Annotated in this window: 12 protein-coding genes; 7 read left to right on the top strand and 5 right to left on the bottom strand. The window is 72.9% G+C overall.

Annotation, left to right across the window (positions count from 1 at the left end; genetic code table 11):
- Positions 1-427 precede the first annotated feature (427 nt).
- The 3 genes from PZ894_RS01950 to PZ894_RS01940 are packed head-to-tail and all read right to left on the bottom strand — an operon-like array spanning position 428 to position 2,776.
- The gene (locus PZ894_RS01950) at positions 428-1,339 is read right to left on the bottom strand and encodes an SMP-30/gluconolactonase/LRE family protein (protein WP_275741928.1); all 912 of its coding nucleotides are present in this window, start codon (positions 1,337-1,339) and stop codon (positions 428-430) included.
- Entirely contained in the window at positions 1,336-1,923 is a 588-nt protein-coding gene (locus tag PZ894_RS01945) for a TetR family transcriptional regulator (RefSeq protein ID WP_275741926.1), read from the bottom strand. Before PZ894_RS01945 ends, PZ894_RS01950 begins: the two co-directional genes overlap by 4 nt.
- Before the next feature lie 55 nt (positions 1,924-1,978).
- On the bottom strand, positions 1,979-2,776 hold the full coding sequence (locus tag PZ894_RS01940; RefSeq protein ID WP_275741924.1) for an SRPBCC family protein: 798 nt from the start codon (positions 2,774-2,776) through the stop codon (positions 1,979-1,981).
- A 909-nt stretch (positions 2,777-3,685) separates the two neighbouring features.
- Here PZ894_RS01940 and PZ894_RS01935 point away from each other — a divergent pair.
- Genes PZ894_RS01935 through PZ894_RS01925 form a run of 3 tightly spaced genes read left to right on the top strand, consistent with a single transcriptional unit; the run spans position 3,686 to position 6,819 of the window.
- Complete coding sequence (locus PZ894_RS01935; RefSeq protein ID WP_275741923.1) at positions 3,686-4,837, top strand: hypothetical protein; 1,152 nt, start codon at positions 3,686-3,688, stop codon at positions 4,835-4,837.
- 9 nt (positions 4,838-4,846) lie between these two features.
- Complete coding sequence (locus PZ894_RS01930) at positions 4,847-5,548, top strand: sigma-70 family RNA polymerase sigma factor (RefSeq protein ID WP_275741921.1); 702 nt, start codon at positions 4,847-4,849, stop codon at positions 5,546-5,548.
- Positions 5,545-6,819: a hypothetical protein gene (locus PZ894_RS01925; protein WP_275741920.1), complete on the top strand. Its 1,275-nt coding sequence runs from the start codon at positions 5,545-5,547 to the stop codon at positions 6,817-6,819. Before PZ894_RS01930 ends, PZ894_RS01925 begins: the two co-directional genes overlap by 4 nt.
- Positions 6,820-6,841: 22 nt before the next feature.
- On the opposite strand, the gene PZ894_RS01920 is transcribed toward PZ894_RS01925, so the two are convergent.
- Positions 6,842-7,447 carry a TetR family transcriptional regulator gene (locus PZ894_RS01920; protein WP_275741918.1) on the bottom strand — a complete coding sequence of 202 codons (606 nt, stop codon included), beginning with the start codon at positions 7,445-7,447 and terminating at the stop codon, positions 6,842-6,844.
- A gap of 227 nt (positions 7,448-7,674) precedes the next feature.
- Here PZ894_RS01920 and PZ894_RS01915 point away from each other — a divergent pair, with 227 nt between their 5' ends.
- Genes PZ894_RS01915 through PZ894_RS01905 form a run of 3 tightly spaced genes read left to right on the top strand, consistent with a single transcriptional unit; the run spans position 7,675 to position 10,785 of the window.
- Entirely contained in the window at positions 7,675-8,925 is a 1,251-nt protein-coding gene (locus PZ894_RS01915; protein WP_275741916.1) for a glycosyltransferase family 4 protein, read from the top strand.
- A complete protein-coding gene (locus tag PZ894_RS01910; RefSeq protein ID WP_275741914.1) occupies positions 8,912-9,664 on the top strand; it encodes a class I SAM-dependent methyltransferase in 753 nt (250 codons plus the stop codon). The genes PZ894_RS01915 and PZ894_RS01910 overlap by 14 nt, the downstream gene beginning before the upstream one ends.
- The gene (locus PZ894_RS01905; RefSeq protein ID WP_275741912.1) at positions 9,661-10,785 is read left to right on the top strand and encodes a prenyltransferase; all 1,125 of its coding nucleotides are present in this window, start codon (positions 9,661-9,663) and stop codon (positions 10,783-10,785) included. The genes PZ894_RS01910 and PZ894_RS01905 overlap by 4 nt, the downstream gene beginning before the upstream one ends.
- Here PZ894_RS01905 and PZ894_RS01900 read toward each other — a convergent pair.
- Positions 10,774-11,427: a class I SAM-dependent methyltransferase gene (locus PZ894_RS01900; protein ID WP_275741910.1), complete on the bottom strand. Its 654-nt coding sequence runs from the start codon at positions 11,425-11,427 to the stop codon at positions 10,774-10,776. The two genes, PZ894_RS01905 and PZ894_RS01900, sit on opposite strands and share 12 nt — an antisense overlap.
- A gap of 97 nt (positions 11,428-11,524) precedes the next feature.
- Between PZ894_RS01900 and PZ894_RS01895 the strand changes: the two genes are divergently transcribed.
- On the top strand, positions 11,525-13,561 hold the full coding sequence (locus PZ894_RS01895) for an acyl-CoA dehydrogenase (protein ID WP_275741908.1): 2,037 nt from the start codon (positions 11,525-11,527) through the stop codon (positions 13,559-13,561).
- The last annotated feature ends 272 nt before the right edge of the window (positions 13,562-13,833 follow it).

Raw genomic sequence — 13,833 nt, 5'->3', positions numbered from 1 at the left:
GACTCCACGCCCACCACCGCACCCGCTGGACCGACGGCGGCACCACCAACCTCGACAACGGCGCCAGCCTCTGCCACCGGCACCACAACCGAGCCCACGACCCCAGCTACGACACCACGTACCTCCCCACCGGCAAGGTCCAGTTCCACCGACGCAGCTGACCGCGACCGCGAGCGTCTTGCACACCGAACGCCACGCCCGGCGATGCCCAGCAGGCGCGCGTCCTCGCTGCCGTCGGCCGTTGCCGGTCGTGGTGAGCGAGAGTGCGAGGACGCGTCCGCCGTCCTTGGTCGCGACGGCGAGGGTGCGGTACCGGGCGTGCTGCCGCTCTCGCCGTAGACGACCGTGCCGTGAGGCAGGGCATGCGCTCGGGCCGGCGCCGAAGGTGCGGCGACCGCGGCAATCGGGTCCGCCGATCACGTCGTTGTCACCGCACGCCGTTCACGTTCAGGCGCAGCGTGTAGAGCGCGCTGGTGGCCGTGACGAAGAGGTGGTTGCGCCTGGGGCCCCCGAAGCAGACGTTCGACACGACTTCCGGCACGCACAGCTTGCCGAGCAGCTCCCCGCCAGGGTGGAAGACGTGCACGCCGTCGTGCGTGGCGGCCCAGATCCGACCCTCGGTGTCGAGCCGCAGACCGTCGAACGAGCCGGCTGTGCACTCGGCCAGCACCCCGCCGCCGCTCAGTCGCCCGGAGCGGCCGACGTCGAACACGCGCAGGTGACGTTCACGGGTGTCGGCGACGTAGAGGTGCGACTCGTCTGCCGAGAACGCCAGGCCGTTCGGGCGGACGAAGTCGTCGGCGACGACCTCCACGGCGCCCGACGGGTCGATCCGGTAGACGTGGCACCCGTCGATCTCGGCGTCGGCACGGACTCCCTCGTAGTCGCTGTCGATGCCGTAGCTGGGGTCGGTGAACCACACCGAGCCGTCGCTGTGCTCGACGACGTCGTTGGGGCTGTTCAGCCGCTTCCCGTCGTGCCGCTCGGCGAGCACGGTCAGGGCTCCGTCGGCTTCGGTGCGCACGACTCGACGGTTCCCCTGCTCGCACGTGATCAGCCGCCCGGTCCGGTCCAGCGTGTGGCCGTTGGCGAATCCCGCCGGCGCGCGGAAGATCCCGACCCTGCCCGTGGTCTCGTCCCACCGCAGCACCCGGTCGTTGGGGATGTCGCTGAAGACCAGCGAGCGCCAGGCGGGGACGTAGGTGGGTCCCTCCAGCCAGCGGCCGGCGGTGAAGATGCGCTCCATCCACTCGTCGCCGTCCACCTTCGCGAACGTCGGGTCGTACCGCTCCCAGTGCGTCGGCACGGGAGCGGCGAGCTCCAGCCGCGGCTCGATCATGTGGTGCCACCTCTCGTCTTGTCGGTCGTCGTGCCGGTTCGCTCGTCCGCGGCGGCTCCACCCGCGTCCGCGGAGAGCATCAGCAGCCGGGTGAGCAGGTCGGCGGCCTGCGCGACCTGCTCACGATCACCGCTGACGAGCAGGTCGAGGAGCAGCCCTCGTGCCGCCCCGAGGGCCAGTCGGGCATGGGTCGTGGCCTGTGCCTCCGGGATGCCCAGCCCCCGGCAGAGCTCGGTGACCGAGGGCAGCCAGGCGGCGATCAGCTCCTCGCGCAGGGCCGCGGCGTGCTCCTTGCCCTGCATGGCGTGCGCGGTGAGCTCGAAGAAGAGCGGGCCGTAGCGCAGCGTCGCCTCGACGGTGTCCTCCCAATAGCCGACGGCGGCCTCGCGCAGCGGCAGTTCCGCGTCGTACGTCGCCCTCATGGCCGCGCGCTGGCGCGCCTCGACCTCGCGCGTCACCTCGGTCAACAGGCCCTCGCGTGACCCGAAGTGGTAGATCAACATCCGGTGGCTGCTGCCGACCGCATCGGCGATCCCGCGCAGGCTCGTGTCGCCGATGCCATGGCGACCGAGGTGGTCGATCACGGCATCGAGCAGACGGTCGCGCGACGACGTGCTCGAGCTGCCTGTGGACGGCGGGTCACTCGGCGGGCGTGCCGGTGACACGCTTCTCCAGACCCTGCGCCTCCAGCTCGATGTAGCGCTGGGTGAGCCGCCGCCACGCCAGGGCGGCGACGGCGCCGACCGGACCCAGCTGCTCGATGCTGAGAGTGACCGTCGAGCCGCCGCCGTCGGGGACCACCACGTGGCGGGCGATCGTCCTCAGTCCTGGCCCCGTCGCCTCCCAGGTGAAGCTGCGGCCGTCGACGACCTCGGTCACCTGCCAGAGCGCCTGCGGCAACCTGGGCTGGCGCACCTTGGCCCGCCATCCGACGCGAAGCGGTCCGTCGTCGAGCCGCTCGACGGATCGGACGGTCGGAGTCCAGTCGGGCCAGCGAGCGACGTCGACGAGCACCTCCCACACCGCCGAGGGCGGCGCATCGACATGCCTGCGGGTCTCCATCAGCCGGTTCATGTACCAAATGGTACAGCACGCCGTCTCGGGCGTCAGAGGGACGTCACCGCCCTCGCCGCCGCCCGCGGCGCGAGCGATCGTCGACAGGGTGACCCAGCCGTCGCCCTGCTCGGTCGAGGTGCCGTCACCCACGGGGATGCTCGCGGACGTGAACCCGACCCGCCAGCTCAGTGCCTTGCCGAAGACGTCGGTCGCGCTGATGGCGATCTCGTGGGACCCGGCGGCGAGGCCGGCGCCGACGCGCTGGCCGGGCTGGATCGGCTCGCCGTCGAGCTCGTACCGCCAGCCGGTCGCGCTCGCCCGGTGCCGGACCTCGGTCTCGAACTCGACCGGCGACGTCAGGGAGGCGCCCTGCGCCGGCACGGTGGAGACCAGGTCGACCTGCGCGTTGCAGACCTCCCCGAGCGCGGCGATGCTCGGAGACGTAGAGGGAGACGCCCCCGGCCTCCTTGTCGGAGCAGAAATCCATCTCCTTCTCCACCGGCATCGCGCGGTCGACGCGGAAGACGCACTCGACGGTGAACCCGTCGGCGAGCCGGGGCCACTCGTCGGCGAAGCCGGCGAACGAGACGGCGTCGTCGCTCCCGTCCACCGTCATCGTGTCGACGTCGAGGTCGGCGTCGTGGCCGTACGTCGGCGCGCCCCACGTCGTCGGCTCCATGCCGGAGACGTGCTCGGTGGGCACGCCGGCGGCGAAGTCGACGGCCAGGACGTCCGCCTCCGGCGGAGCCGGGGCGGCGGTCCGGACCGCGGCCTGGACGGCCGGGGCGGGGGTGGCAAGCAGTCCGGCGCCCATCAGCGCCAGTCCCAGGCTGACGGCCGCGGCGCGTGGCCACAGCCGTCCCGGGCCTGCGCCGCGACCGGCAGCCTTCGCCCGCTGCGCGCCGCCCATCACGCACTCTCGCTGCGTTGCCGTCGCTCGGAAGACGGTTCGGTATGACTTCGCTCCGGCGCCTTGCGAGAGCACGCGCTGGACGACGCTCGCAGGGCAAGGGCTACCAGTCGCGGCACAGGTCGTGATCTCACGACTTCTCCTTCTGTCGAGGGCGAGTGGGGCCTTCGCGGCGCCCGCCGTCCGATATTTCTGACGGCGCGTGAACCCCGCGTCGGGCCCGGTCGACGGCTGGTGGCCCGGCACGTGAACCTCCGGTGTTCGTCCTCAGGTCGGCGCCGCACCGGTCGAGGGGCCGTGCCCGGCGGCGGGGTGTAACGCGATCGAGCTCTCGGACGCTCTTGGTGGTGAGACGCGACGGACGACCGAGGAGGCAGGACATGACCGGAGCACGCGGGTCGTTCCGCGCGTCCACCCGCTCCCGCGTGCGGAGGGGCGTCGTCGTCACCGCGCTCGTCGCCTCCTCGCTCGTCGGGTCAGGGGCGGCCGGAGCCGTGACCGGTGCGTCGGCAGGGGCGTCGACAGCAGCGCCGACCGCGGCCCCGGCCGCCACCTCGATCTCGATCAGGACCGTGCAGCCGTCCGTCGCGCCGGGCCGGACCGGGGCGGTCGTCGGCAACCTGCAGGTGGAGGGACTGCCGGCCGAGGGACGCGAGCTCGCCCTCGAGGCGCGCGCGAGGGGCGAGGCGACGTTCACGCCCGTCGGGACCGCCCTCGCCGGCAGCAGGGGCAACGTCCGCCTGGTGGTGCGGCCCGAGGTGACCACGCGCTACCGCTGGGCCTACGCCGGCGACACGGACGCCCAGCCGCGGCTCAGCGGCGTGGCGACGCTGCGCGTGCGCACCTCGGAGCGCCCGCAGCGGCGGCACGCGACGACCCTCTCGGCCCGCGCCGTCAAGGGCGTCGTCGGTGCCGGCCGACGCGCGGTGCTGCGCGGCACGCTCCGCGCGTCGCACACCGTGCTGCCGGGGAAGTCCGTCGTGCTGCTCTCCCGCACCGCGACCGAGCCGGAGTGGCAGTTCGTCACCAGCAAGCGCACCGGTCGCGAGGGCCGGATCCGCTTCGGCGTCCGGCCGCGAGTGCAGACGACCTACCAGCTCGGGTACGCCGGCTCCGCGACGTTCCGCCCCACGACCAGCGCGATCGTCGACGTCGACGTCCGACCGACGGTGACGATCATCGCCGAGCCGCCGCAGGTCCAGCCCGGGGAGAGCACGCTGGTCGCGGGCAGCGTGGTCCACGGCGAGAGCCCGGTCGCGGGGGCGACCGTCGAGCTGAGGGAGCGCACGCAGCCGAGCACGCGTTGGCAGGTCGCGGACACCTCCGTGAGTGCCGCCGACGGCACCGTGTCGTTCACGGTCACCCCGGAGGGCACCACCCGCTACCGGCTGCGGGTCGTGCCGGCGGCCGGCCTTCCGTCTGGACGCAGCCGCGCCGTCGAGGTGCAGGTGCGGGCACCGGACACCGGTTACCGTCGGTCGTACGCCGGCGTGCGCGTCGTCGCCCCCGGCGGGGCGGCGCGGACCGGATGAGGCCGACCGGTGACAACCCTGGGAGCTGAGCTGGACGCGAGCGACGATCGGCGCCTGCCGCGCGGACACGGGACGACGCCGTCCCGCGCCCGCCCGACGGCGCAGGTCGTGGAGCTCGACGAGTTCCGGGACCGCGACGAGCCGATGTCCGACCTCGAGCACGCCCTGGTGGCCGCGCGGGCCGGCGACGAGGTGGGGTTCGCGGCGCTGTGGCGGGACCTGCACCCCCGGCTGATCCGCTACCTGCGTGTGCGCGGCGACGACGGGGCCGAGGACCTCGCCGCCGAGACCTGGATGCACGTGGTGAAGGGGCTCGCGGCGTTCGAGGGTGGGATGGCGGAGTTCCGCGCCTGGCTGTTCACGATCGCGCGGCACCGGGCGATCGACCAGGGGCGGGCCCGTTCTCGGGGGCTCAGCGTCGTGCCGGTCGCCGATCCCGGCGAGGCGGTCGGCCGGGAGTCGACGGCCCCGAGCGCCGAGGACGACGCGGTCGAGAACGACGCCACCGCGGCGGCCCTCCGGCTGGTGGCCACGCTGCCGCCCGCGCAGGCCGAGATGGTGATGCTGCGGGTCGTGGCCGGCCTCGACGTCGCAGACGTGGCGAGGCTGGTCGACAAGAGACCGGGCGCCGTACGAGTAGGCGTCCATCGAGCACTGAAGACCCTGTCCCGGACCGCCGGGCACGAACCGGAAGGAGGCGAAGCGCGATGAGTGGCGAGACGAACGACGAGACGCCGCTGGAGCGCGCGCTGCGCGCGCCCGGTTCGCCCGCCGAGCTCTCCGAGGAGGCGCGGTACGTCGACATGTTCCGCGCCGCCCGTTCGGAGCACGCCGTGCCGCCCGTGGCCGCGGCCTCGTCCGGTGGTGCCCGTCGCGCGGTGGTGCGCCGCCTCGGCGCGGGCTCCTCGCTGGCCGTGGTCTTCGCGGTGGCGAGCGCCGGCGTCGCCGCGGCGTACGCGAGCAGCCTGCCGGACCCCGTCCAGAGCGTGTTCCACTCGGTGCTGGCCCCGATCGGCGTCCCGCCGGCGGAGTCCCAGCGGCGCGTGCAGGCGCCCCAGGCGCGGTCCACCCCGGAGCCGACCCCGCCCGACGCGTCCGCCGCGCCCGGGCCGTCGTCGTCGCCGGAGTCCCAGCCGTCGGTCTCGCCGTCGCAGCTGCCGTCGGGCTCGGCCTCGCCCACCGACGACGCGTCGCCGTCCGCGGACCCGAGCGACAGCACGTCCCCGACCGACCAGACGTCGCCGACCGCCACGCCCTCCGGGTCGCCCACGGCGTCGCCGACCGACCCGACTGCGTCGCCGACCACGACTCCGACGCCCACCCCGACCCCCACGCCCACCCCGACGCCCACCCCGACGCCCACCACGACTCCGACGCCCACCCCGACCCCCACGCCGCCGGTCGTCACGCCGGCCTCGGTCGACATCGTCTCCGCGGGTGCCGGCCAGCGGGTGGCGCCGGGGGGCACCGCCGTCGTCACCGGCGGGGTCGCCGCCGCCGACGGCGCTCCGGTCCCCGACGTCGCGGTGGTGCTCCAGGGCCGGGGGACCAGCGGGTGGCACCGCATCGCCGTGGCTCGCACGGCGGCCGACGGCTCGGTCTCGGTCACGACGGGCCCGCTGCAGCAGAGCACCGCCGTCCGGCTACGCGCCGGCGGAGTGCGCAGCACGGCCTGGCGGATCGAGGTGCAGCCGACGCTGGTCCTGTCGGCGCAGGCGTCCGGCGCGGTGACGACCCTGGACGTCGCCGCGTCGGGCGCCCGTGCGGGCGACTCGGTGGTGCTGCTGGTCCGCCGCGACGGCGCGCTGGTCCAGCAGGCGCGGGCCGCTCTCGACGGCTCCGGGCACGCTCGCTTCGACGTGCCGTCGCCGGTCCGGACGACCCGCTACGTCGTGCGCCTGCCGCGGACGTCGACCCACGCCTTCGCCTCGGCCCGGATCGCGGTGGACCCGCCCATGACGCCGCCGACCGCGACGCCCTGACGGGCCCCGGGCGCAGGCCCGGTCAGTCGCGCAGCAGCAGCTTGACCGCGACCTCGATCTGCTGCCCGGTCTCGGCGGCGGAGGTGCGGCCGGTGACCCAGCCCACCAGCGCGGAGAGCCAGACGTCGCCGATGACGCGGGCGATGGCGACGTCCTCCTCGGTGAGCTCGTCGTGGCCCTCGGGGTACATGGCGCGGGTCAGCATCGAGGTGAGCAGCATGCCGACCTGGTGGATCTCGGCCGCGACGGAGGCGTCGGCGAACATGAACGCGCGGGTGAGCGCCTCGGTCAGCTGCGGGTCGCTCTGCATGCCTCGCGTGGTGCCCTTGAGGACGCTGATCACCCGGTCGGCGGTCGTCTCGCCCTCGACCGGCCGGTCCCGCGTCGCCGCCTCGGTGCGCTCGAACTCGCGCTGCAGCGCGGAGACCAGCAGGTGGATCTTGGAGGGGAAGTAGCGGTAGAGCGTGCCGAGGGCCACGTCGGCCCGGTCGGCGACCGCGCGCATCTGGACGGCGTCGAAGCCGCCCTGGGACGCGAGCTGGATCGTGGCGTCGAGGATGCGCTTGCGTCGGTCGCGCTGCGCGGCCGAGCCGAGATCATCCACTGCCAGCGAGTTGGCGGTGCTCACACGGTCCCCCATGTCTCCTGGATGCGGCGGTGTCGGAACCCACTGAGTCTAGGAGGACTCCGGAGCTACCCGTCGGTACCAACGCCACACTTGCCGGTCTAGGCTAGCAATCCATGGTCTAAAATAGGAACACGTTCCACTTTGGCTGGCTCGGCGTGTCATCGCATCCGGCCCACTAGAAGCCCCCGGGATCGCCGGCGGGAGCAGGCAAGGGAAAGAGGATGCGGATGCGAGTCGCGTTGCTGTCCTATCGGAGCAAGCCGCACTGCGGAGGCCAGGGCATCTACATCCGCCATCTGAGTCGCGAGCTGACCAATCTCGGTCACTCGGTCGAGGTGTTCTCCGGGCAGCCCTACCCCGAGCTCGACCCGGGCGTGACGCTGACGAGGCTGCCGAGCCTCGACCTCTACCGCGAGCCGGACCCCTTCCGGGTGCCGAGGCTCAAGGAGTTCCGCGACCGCATCGACGTCGAGGAGTTCGCCACGATGTGCGTGGCGGGCTTCCCCGAGCCCAAGACGTTCAGCCTGCGCGCCGTACGCGCGCTCCGCGACCGCGTCGACGACTTCGACATCGTCCACGACAACCAGGTGCTCGGCTACGGCATGCTGGAGATCGAGAAGCTCGGGCTGCCGCTGATCACCACCCTGCACCACCCGATCAGCTACGACCGGCGCATCGACATCAGGTCGACCAGGAACCCGTGGCGCAAGCTCACGCTCTCCCGCTGGTACGGCTTCGTGAGGATGCAGGCGCGGGTGGCGCGGCGGGCGCGCAAGGTCCTCACGCCCTCCGAGACCTCCCGGCGCGACATCGCCCGTGACTTCGGCGTCGACCCCGCGCGGATGCAGGTGATCCTGCTCGGCGTCGACGACGTCTTCGTGCCGCCGACCAAGCCCCGGGTGCCGGGCCGGATCATGGCGATGGCCAGCGCCGACGCCCCGATGAAGGGCATCGCCACGCTGCTCGAGGCGTTCGCCAAGCTGCGTACCGAGCGCGACGTGGAGCTCTTCCTGGTCACGAAGCCGAAGCCCGGCGGCCGCACGGAGCGGCTCATCGACAAGCTCTCGATCGGCGACTCCGTACGCTTCGTGCACGGTGTCAGCGACGCCGAGCTCGTCGAGCTGATGGGGTCGGCCGAGGTGGCGTGCGTGCCGTCGCTCTACGAGGGGTTCTCGCTCCCGACCGCGGAGCTGATGGCCTGCGGCACCGCGCTGGTCGTCTCCGACGCGGGCGCGATCCCCGAGGTCGTCGGCCCCGACGGGCTCTGCGCCGACCTCGTCACGCCCGGCGACGTCGGCGAGCTCGAGCACGCCATCGCCGCGCTGCTCGACGACCACGAGCGACGGGAGCGGTACGGCGCCGCCGGTCGTCGCCGGGTCGAGGAGATGTTCAGCTGGCGTGCCGTGGCCCAGAAGGTCGCCGCGGCGTACGAGGAAGTGATCGAGGACTACCGAGAGGACAGCAGTGCTCACCGTTGACTTCGACCGGCTCGGGCTGCTCCCGGGCGACCGCGTGCTCGACATGGGCTGCGGTGGCGGTCGGCATGCGTTCGAGATGTACCGACGCGGCGCCGACGTGGTCGCCTTCGACATGGACGCCGACGAGCTGGCCGGGGTGCTGGAGATCTTCGGCGCCATGAAGGAGCAGGGCGAGGTCCCCGAGGGTGCGAACGCGGACATCAAGCAGGGCGACGCGCTCGAGCTGCCCTTCGCGGACGGTGAGTTCGACCGGATCGTGGCGGCCGAGGTGCTCGAGCACATCCACGCCGACGTCGACGCGATCAAGGAGCTGGTCCGGGTGCTGCGGCCGGGCGGCACGATGGCGATCACGGTGCCGCGCTGGCTCCCCGAGGTGATCAACTGGCGACTCTCTCACCCCTACCACAACGCCGCAGGCGGCCACATCCGGATCTACACAGACCTGGAGCTGGTCGACAAGGTGACCAAGGCCGGGCGGTTCAACGACGGCACGCCGGGCGACGCGATGGTCTTCGAGGGCAAGGACTACGCCCACGGCCTGCACGCGCCCTACTGGTGGATCAAGTGCGCCGTCGGGGTGGAGAACGACGACCATCCGCTCGCGAAGGCGTACCACAAGCTGCTGGTGTGGGAGATCATGAAGCAGCCCACGACGCTCCGGGTCGCCGCCAGGGTGCTCGACCCGCTCATCGGCAAGAGCATGGTGCTCTACTTCCGCAAGCCCGAAGCGCTTTCATGAGGGACCCGCTCGCGCAGCTTCCGTACGTCGAGGGCATCCTCTCCGCCGAGCAGGTGGCGGCGACCGCGGCTTCCATCGTGGCCATGCAGGAGCCCTGGGGCGCGGTGCCGTGGACGGTCGGCGAGCACGTCGACATGTGGAACCACGTCGAGGCCGCCATGGCGATGCTCGTCGGCGGCGAGGTCGAGGCCGCGGAGCGCGCCTACGCGTGGATGCCGGCGCTCCAGCACGCCGAGGGCTCGTTCCCGATGAAGATCGTGAACGGCGTGCCCGAGGACGACCGCGGCGACGTCAACATGACGGCGTACCTCGCGGTCGGCGTCTGGCACCACTGGCTGGTCCGTCGCGACATCGGCTTCGTCCGGCACTACTGGCCGACGGTGCGCGCCGCGCTCGACTGGGTGGTCTCCCAGCAGGTGGCGTGGGGCGGCATCAACTACACGCCGACCGAGGACTACTGCCTGCTCACGGGCTGCTCGAGCATCTACCAGTCGCTGCGCGCGGGCGTCGCGCTCGCGGACCTGCTCGACGACCCGCAGCCCGAGTGGGAGCTCGCCGGCGGCCGGCTGGGCCACGCCGTGCGCGAGCACCGCGACCTGTTCGAGGACAAGTCGACCTACTCGATGGACTGGTACTACCCGGTGCTGGGCGGGGCGGTGCGCGGTCGCGACGCGTTCGAGCTGCTCGACCGCCGGTGGGACGACTTCGTCGTGCCGGGGCTCGGGATCCACTGCGTGGACACCAACCCCTGGGTCACCGGCGCCGAGACCTGCGAGCTCGCGATGGCGCTCGACCTGCTCGGCGACCACCGTCGCGCCCTGGCACTGCTCGCGGACGTGCAGCACCTGCGGGAGGACGACGGGCGCTACTGGACCGGCTGGGTCTACGGCGAGGGCGAGGCCGACCCCGAGACCGGCGAGCCGCGCAACGTGCACTGGCCCGTGGAGCACACGACGTACACCGCGGCCGCGGTGATCCTCGCGGTCGACGCCCTCGGCGAGGTCGCGGGGCACAGCACGGCAGGGTCGGGGATCATGCGGGGCACCTCGCTGGCGCCGCACTTCGCCGAGCTCGCGCTCGAGTGCGGCTGCCCCTCGGCCGACTCCGTCTCAGTCCAGTAGGTCGCCGGCGTCCCCGGACGTCCGCCGCAGCACCCGCATCGAGCCCAGTGCCTCCACCTCGGTGAAGGCGCCGCCCTCCAGCGCGCGGAGGAAGACGTGGTACGGCGGCTGCCCGCCGTCGGACGGGTCGGGGAACACGTCGTGGATGACGAGCAGCCCGTCGCGCACGAGCCAGTGCGCCCAGCCGGTGTAGTCGTTCTGCGCGTGCACCTCGGCGTGCCCGCCGTCGATGAACAGCAGCGACAGGGGAGTGCGCCAGTGCGCGCTCACCGTGGTGCTCCTGCCGATCACGGCGACGACCCGGTCCTCGAGCCCGGCGCGGGCGATGGTCCTGCGGAACACCGGCAGCGTGTCCATCAGCCCGAACTCGGCGTCGACCAGCGACGCGTCGTGGTGCTCCCAGCCCGCCTGGTTCTCCTCCGACCCACGGTGGTGGTCGACGGTGAACACGACCGCCTGGGGCCCGCCCACCTCGCGCGCCGCGGCACCGAGGTAGATCGCGGACTTGCCGCAGTACGTCCCGACCTCGAGCACCGGCCCGTGGGGCAGCCGGTCGAGCGCGTAGCGGTGCAGCAGCATCCCCTCGTCCTCGGGCATGAAGCCCTTGGCGGCCACGGCGTGGTCGATCCAGTCGGTGCTCACGGCGAGAACTCTAGTAGGATTGGAACACGTTCTAGTTTCTCGGTGGCCGAGGCGGGCGTGCTGCGCCCGCCTCGAGACCACTCGCCTGGAGGGGTACATGTCCATCGGCATCTCCGACGAGCACCTCGAGCTGGCCGCAAGCCTGCGCAAGTGGGCCGCCGACCTGAAGGGCCGCGAGCTCGCTCGTGCGGCCGAGGGCGACGTCGGCGAGCGGTTCGGCCGGGTCTGGCAGGCCGTCCGGGACATGGACGTCCACGCGATCGCGGCGCCCGAGTCCGCCGGTGGTGGGGGTGGCACCGTGCTCGACCAGGCGGTCGCGCTCGAGGCCTGTGCGCACGAGCTGGTGCCGGGTGGATTGCTCGGCGCGGCCATCGGCTCGACGCTGACCGGACGGCCCGGCCGCTACGGCGTGCAGGTCCGGCCGGGCGGCGCGGTGTGGGACGGCGGCACGGCCGACGAGGTCCTCGGGCCCGACGGGAGCTTCTTCGTGGGCGAGGTGCGGCCCGAGGCGGGGCTGGATCTCGGCGCGCGGCACGGCCGTGTCGTCGAGCCGCGCGCGGTCGAGGCGGACGAGCGGGTCCGACGTACGGCGATCACCCTGGCCGCCGCCGAGGCTGCCGGCGTAGCACGATGGTGCCTGTCGACCGCGGTCGAGTACGCGAAGGTACGCGAGCAGTTCGGGCAGAGGATCGGTGCGTTCCAGGCCGTCAAGCATCTGTGCGCGGAGATGCTCGAGACGGCGGAGGCGGTGACGGCGGCCGCGTGGGACGCGGCCTCGGCCGCGGACGCCCGCGACGAGGACCAGTGGGAGTTCGCCGCCGCCGTGGCGCACGCGACCTGCTTCGACGGGGCGGTCGAGGTCGCGAAGGCGTGCATCCAGGTGCTCGGCGGGATCGGCTTCACCTTCGAGCACGACGCCCACCTCTACCTGCGCCGGGCGCTCGCGCTGCGGGCGCTGGTCGGCGACGGCGACGCGGCCGCCGAGCGGCTCACCGCGGCGGCGGTCGACGGCGTACGTCGTCGCGTGCACCTCGACCTCGAGGGCCGGGACGGGCCGATCCGCGACGACGTTCGGGCGACCGTCGAGCGGATCGCGCAGCTGCCCGAGGAGCAGCGCCGAGCGGCGTACGTCGAGACCGGCTACCTCACGCCCCACTGGCCGGCGCCGTACGGGCTCGGCGCCGACGCGGTCACCCAGATCGTCATCGACCAGGAGCTCGCGCGCTCCGGTCTGAGCCGACCCGACCTCGTGATCGCCGCCTGGGCGCTGCCCACGATCCTCGAGCACGGCACCGACGCGCAGCGCGAGCGGTTCGTGAAGCCCTCGCTGCTGGGGGATCTGGTGTGGTGCCAGCTGTTCTCCGAGCCGGGCGCCGGCTCCGACCTGGCGTCGTTGCGAACCCGCGCGTCCCGGGTCGACGGCGGCTGGCGGCTGTCGGGGCAGAAGGTCTGGAACTCGGTCGCGGAGCGCGCCGACTGGGGCATCTGCCTGGCGCGCACCGATCCGGACGCGCCCAAGCACCGGGGCATCAGCTACTTCCTGGTCGACATGCGGAACAGTCCCGGCATCGACGTGCGCCCGCTGCGCGAGATCACCGGCAAGGCGCTCTTCAACGAGGTGTTCCTCGACGACGTGTTCGTGCCCGACGAGATGGTCGTGGGCGACGTCGACGACGGCTGGCGACTGGCCCGCACGACGCTGGCCAACGAGCGGGTCGCGATGGCCGGCAGTCGACTGTCGACGAGCACCGAGCGCGCGGTCGAGCTCGCCACCGCCGGCGTCACGCCCGCCCAGCAGGTGGCGGTCGGCCACTCGATCGCGTCGTCGACGGTCTGCTCGCTGCTCGGCGTCCGGGCCACTCTGCGCTCCCTCGCCGGCCGGGGACCCGGCCCGGAGTCGAGCGTGGCCAAGCTGCTCGGCGTACGCAACCGGCAGGACGGCGCCGAGCTGGTCGTCTCCCTGCACGGCGACGACGTGCTGCTCGACGCGTCGGACGAGGTACGCCGCGACGTCTGGGAGATGCTCAACACCCGGTGCCTGTCGATCGCGGGCGGCACGACCCAGATCCTCCGGAACGTCGCCGGAGAGCGGATCCTCGGGCTGCCGCGCCAACCCCGCACCGTTCACCGCTGACACGGCACGGAGGCGATCATTGAGGAAGGGCATGGGGCTCTCACCGCCTCACATGCGACGGTGGAACTGGACCTTCCCGGTGGGCAGGTAGGTCGTGTCGTAGCTCGAATCGTGGGCGCGGTTGTGGTGCCAGTGGCACAGGGGACACCGCGTTGTCGAGGCTGGTGGTTCCTCCGTCGCTCCAGCGGGTGCGGTGGTGGGCGTGGAGGCCGGTGGTGTGGTCGCAGCCCTCGGCGGTGCAGCCGTGGTCGCGGAGGAGCATCGCGACCCGC

The sequence above is a fragment of the Nocardioides sp. YIM 152315 genome (assembly GCF_029210375.1).
GTDB lineage: Bacteria > Actinomycetota > Actinomycetes > Propionibacteriales > Nocardioidaceae > Nocardioides.
The sequence above is the reverse complement of the archived record's forward strand: the minus strand, read 5'-3'. Positions and strand labels throughout refer to the sequence as shown.

Excerpts from the sequence above, each read along its gene's own strand:
- PZ894_RS01950 (WP_275741928.1), bottom strand. The coding sequence starts at position 1,339 with ATGATCGAGCCGCGGCTGGAGCTCGCCGCTCCCGTGCCGACGCACTGG.
- PZ894_RS01935 (WP_275741923.1), top strand. The coding sequence starts at position 3,686 with ATGACCGGAGCACGCGGGTCGTTCCGCGCGTCCACCCGCTCCCGCGTG.
- PZ894_RS01925 (WP_275741920.1), top strand. The coding sequence starts at position 5,545 with ATGAGTGGCGAGACGAACGACGAGACGCCGCTGGAGCGCGCGCTGCGC.
- PZ894_RS01915 (WP_275741916.1), top strand. The coding sequence starts at position 7,675 with ATGCGAGTCGCGTTGCTGTCCTATCGGAGCAAGCCGCACTGCGGAGGC.
- PZ894_RS01905 (WP_275741912.1), top strand. The coding sequence starts at position 9,661 with ATGAGGGACCCGCTCGCGCAGCTTCCGTACGTCGAGGGCATCCTCTCC.
- PZ894_RS01895 (WP_275741908.1), top strand. The coding sequence starts at position 11,525 with ATGTCCATCGGCATCTCCGACGAGCACCTCGAGCTGGCCGCAAGCCTG.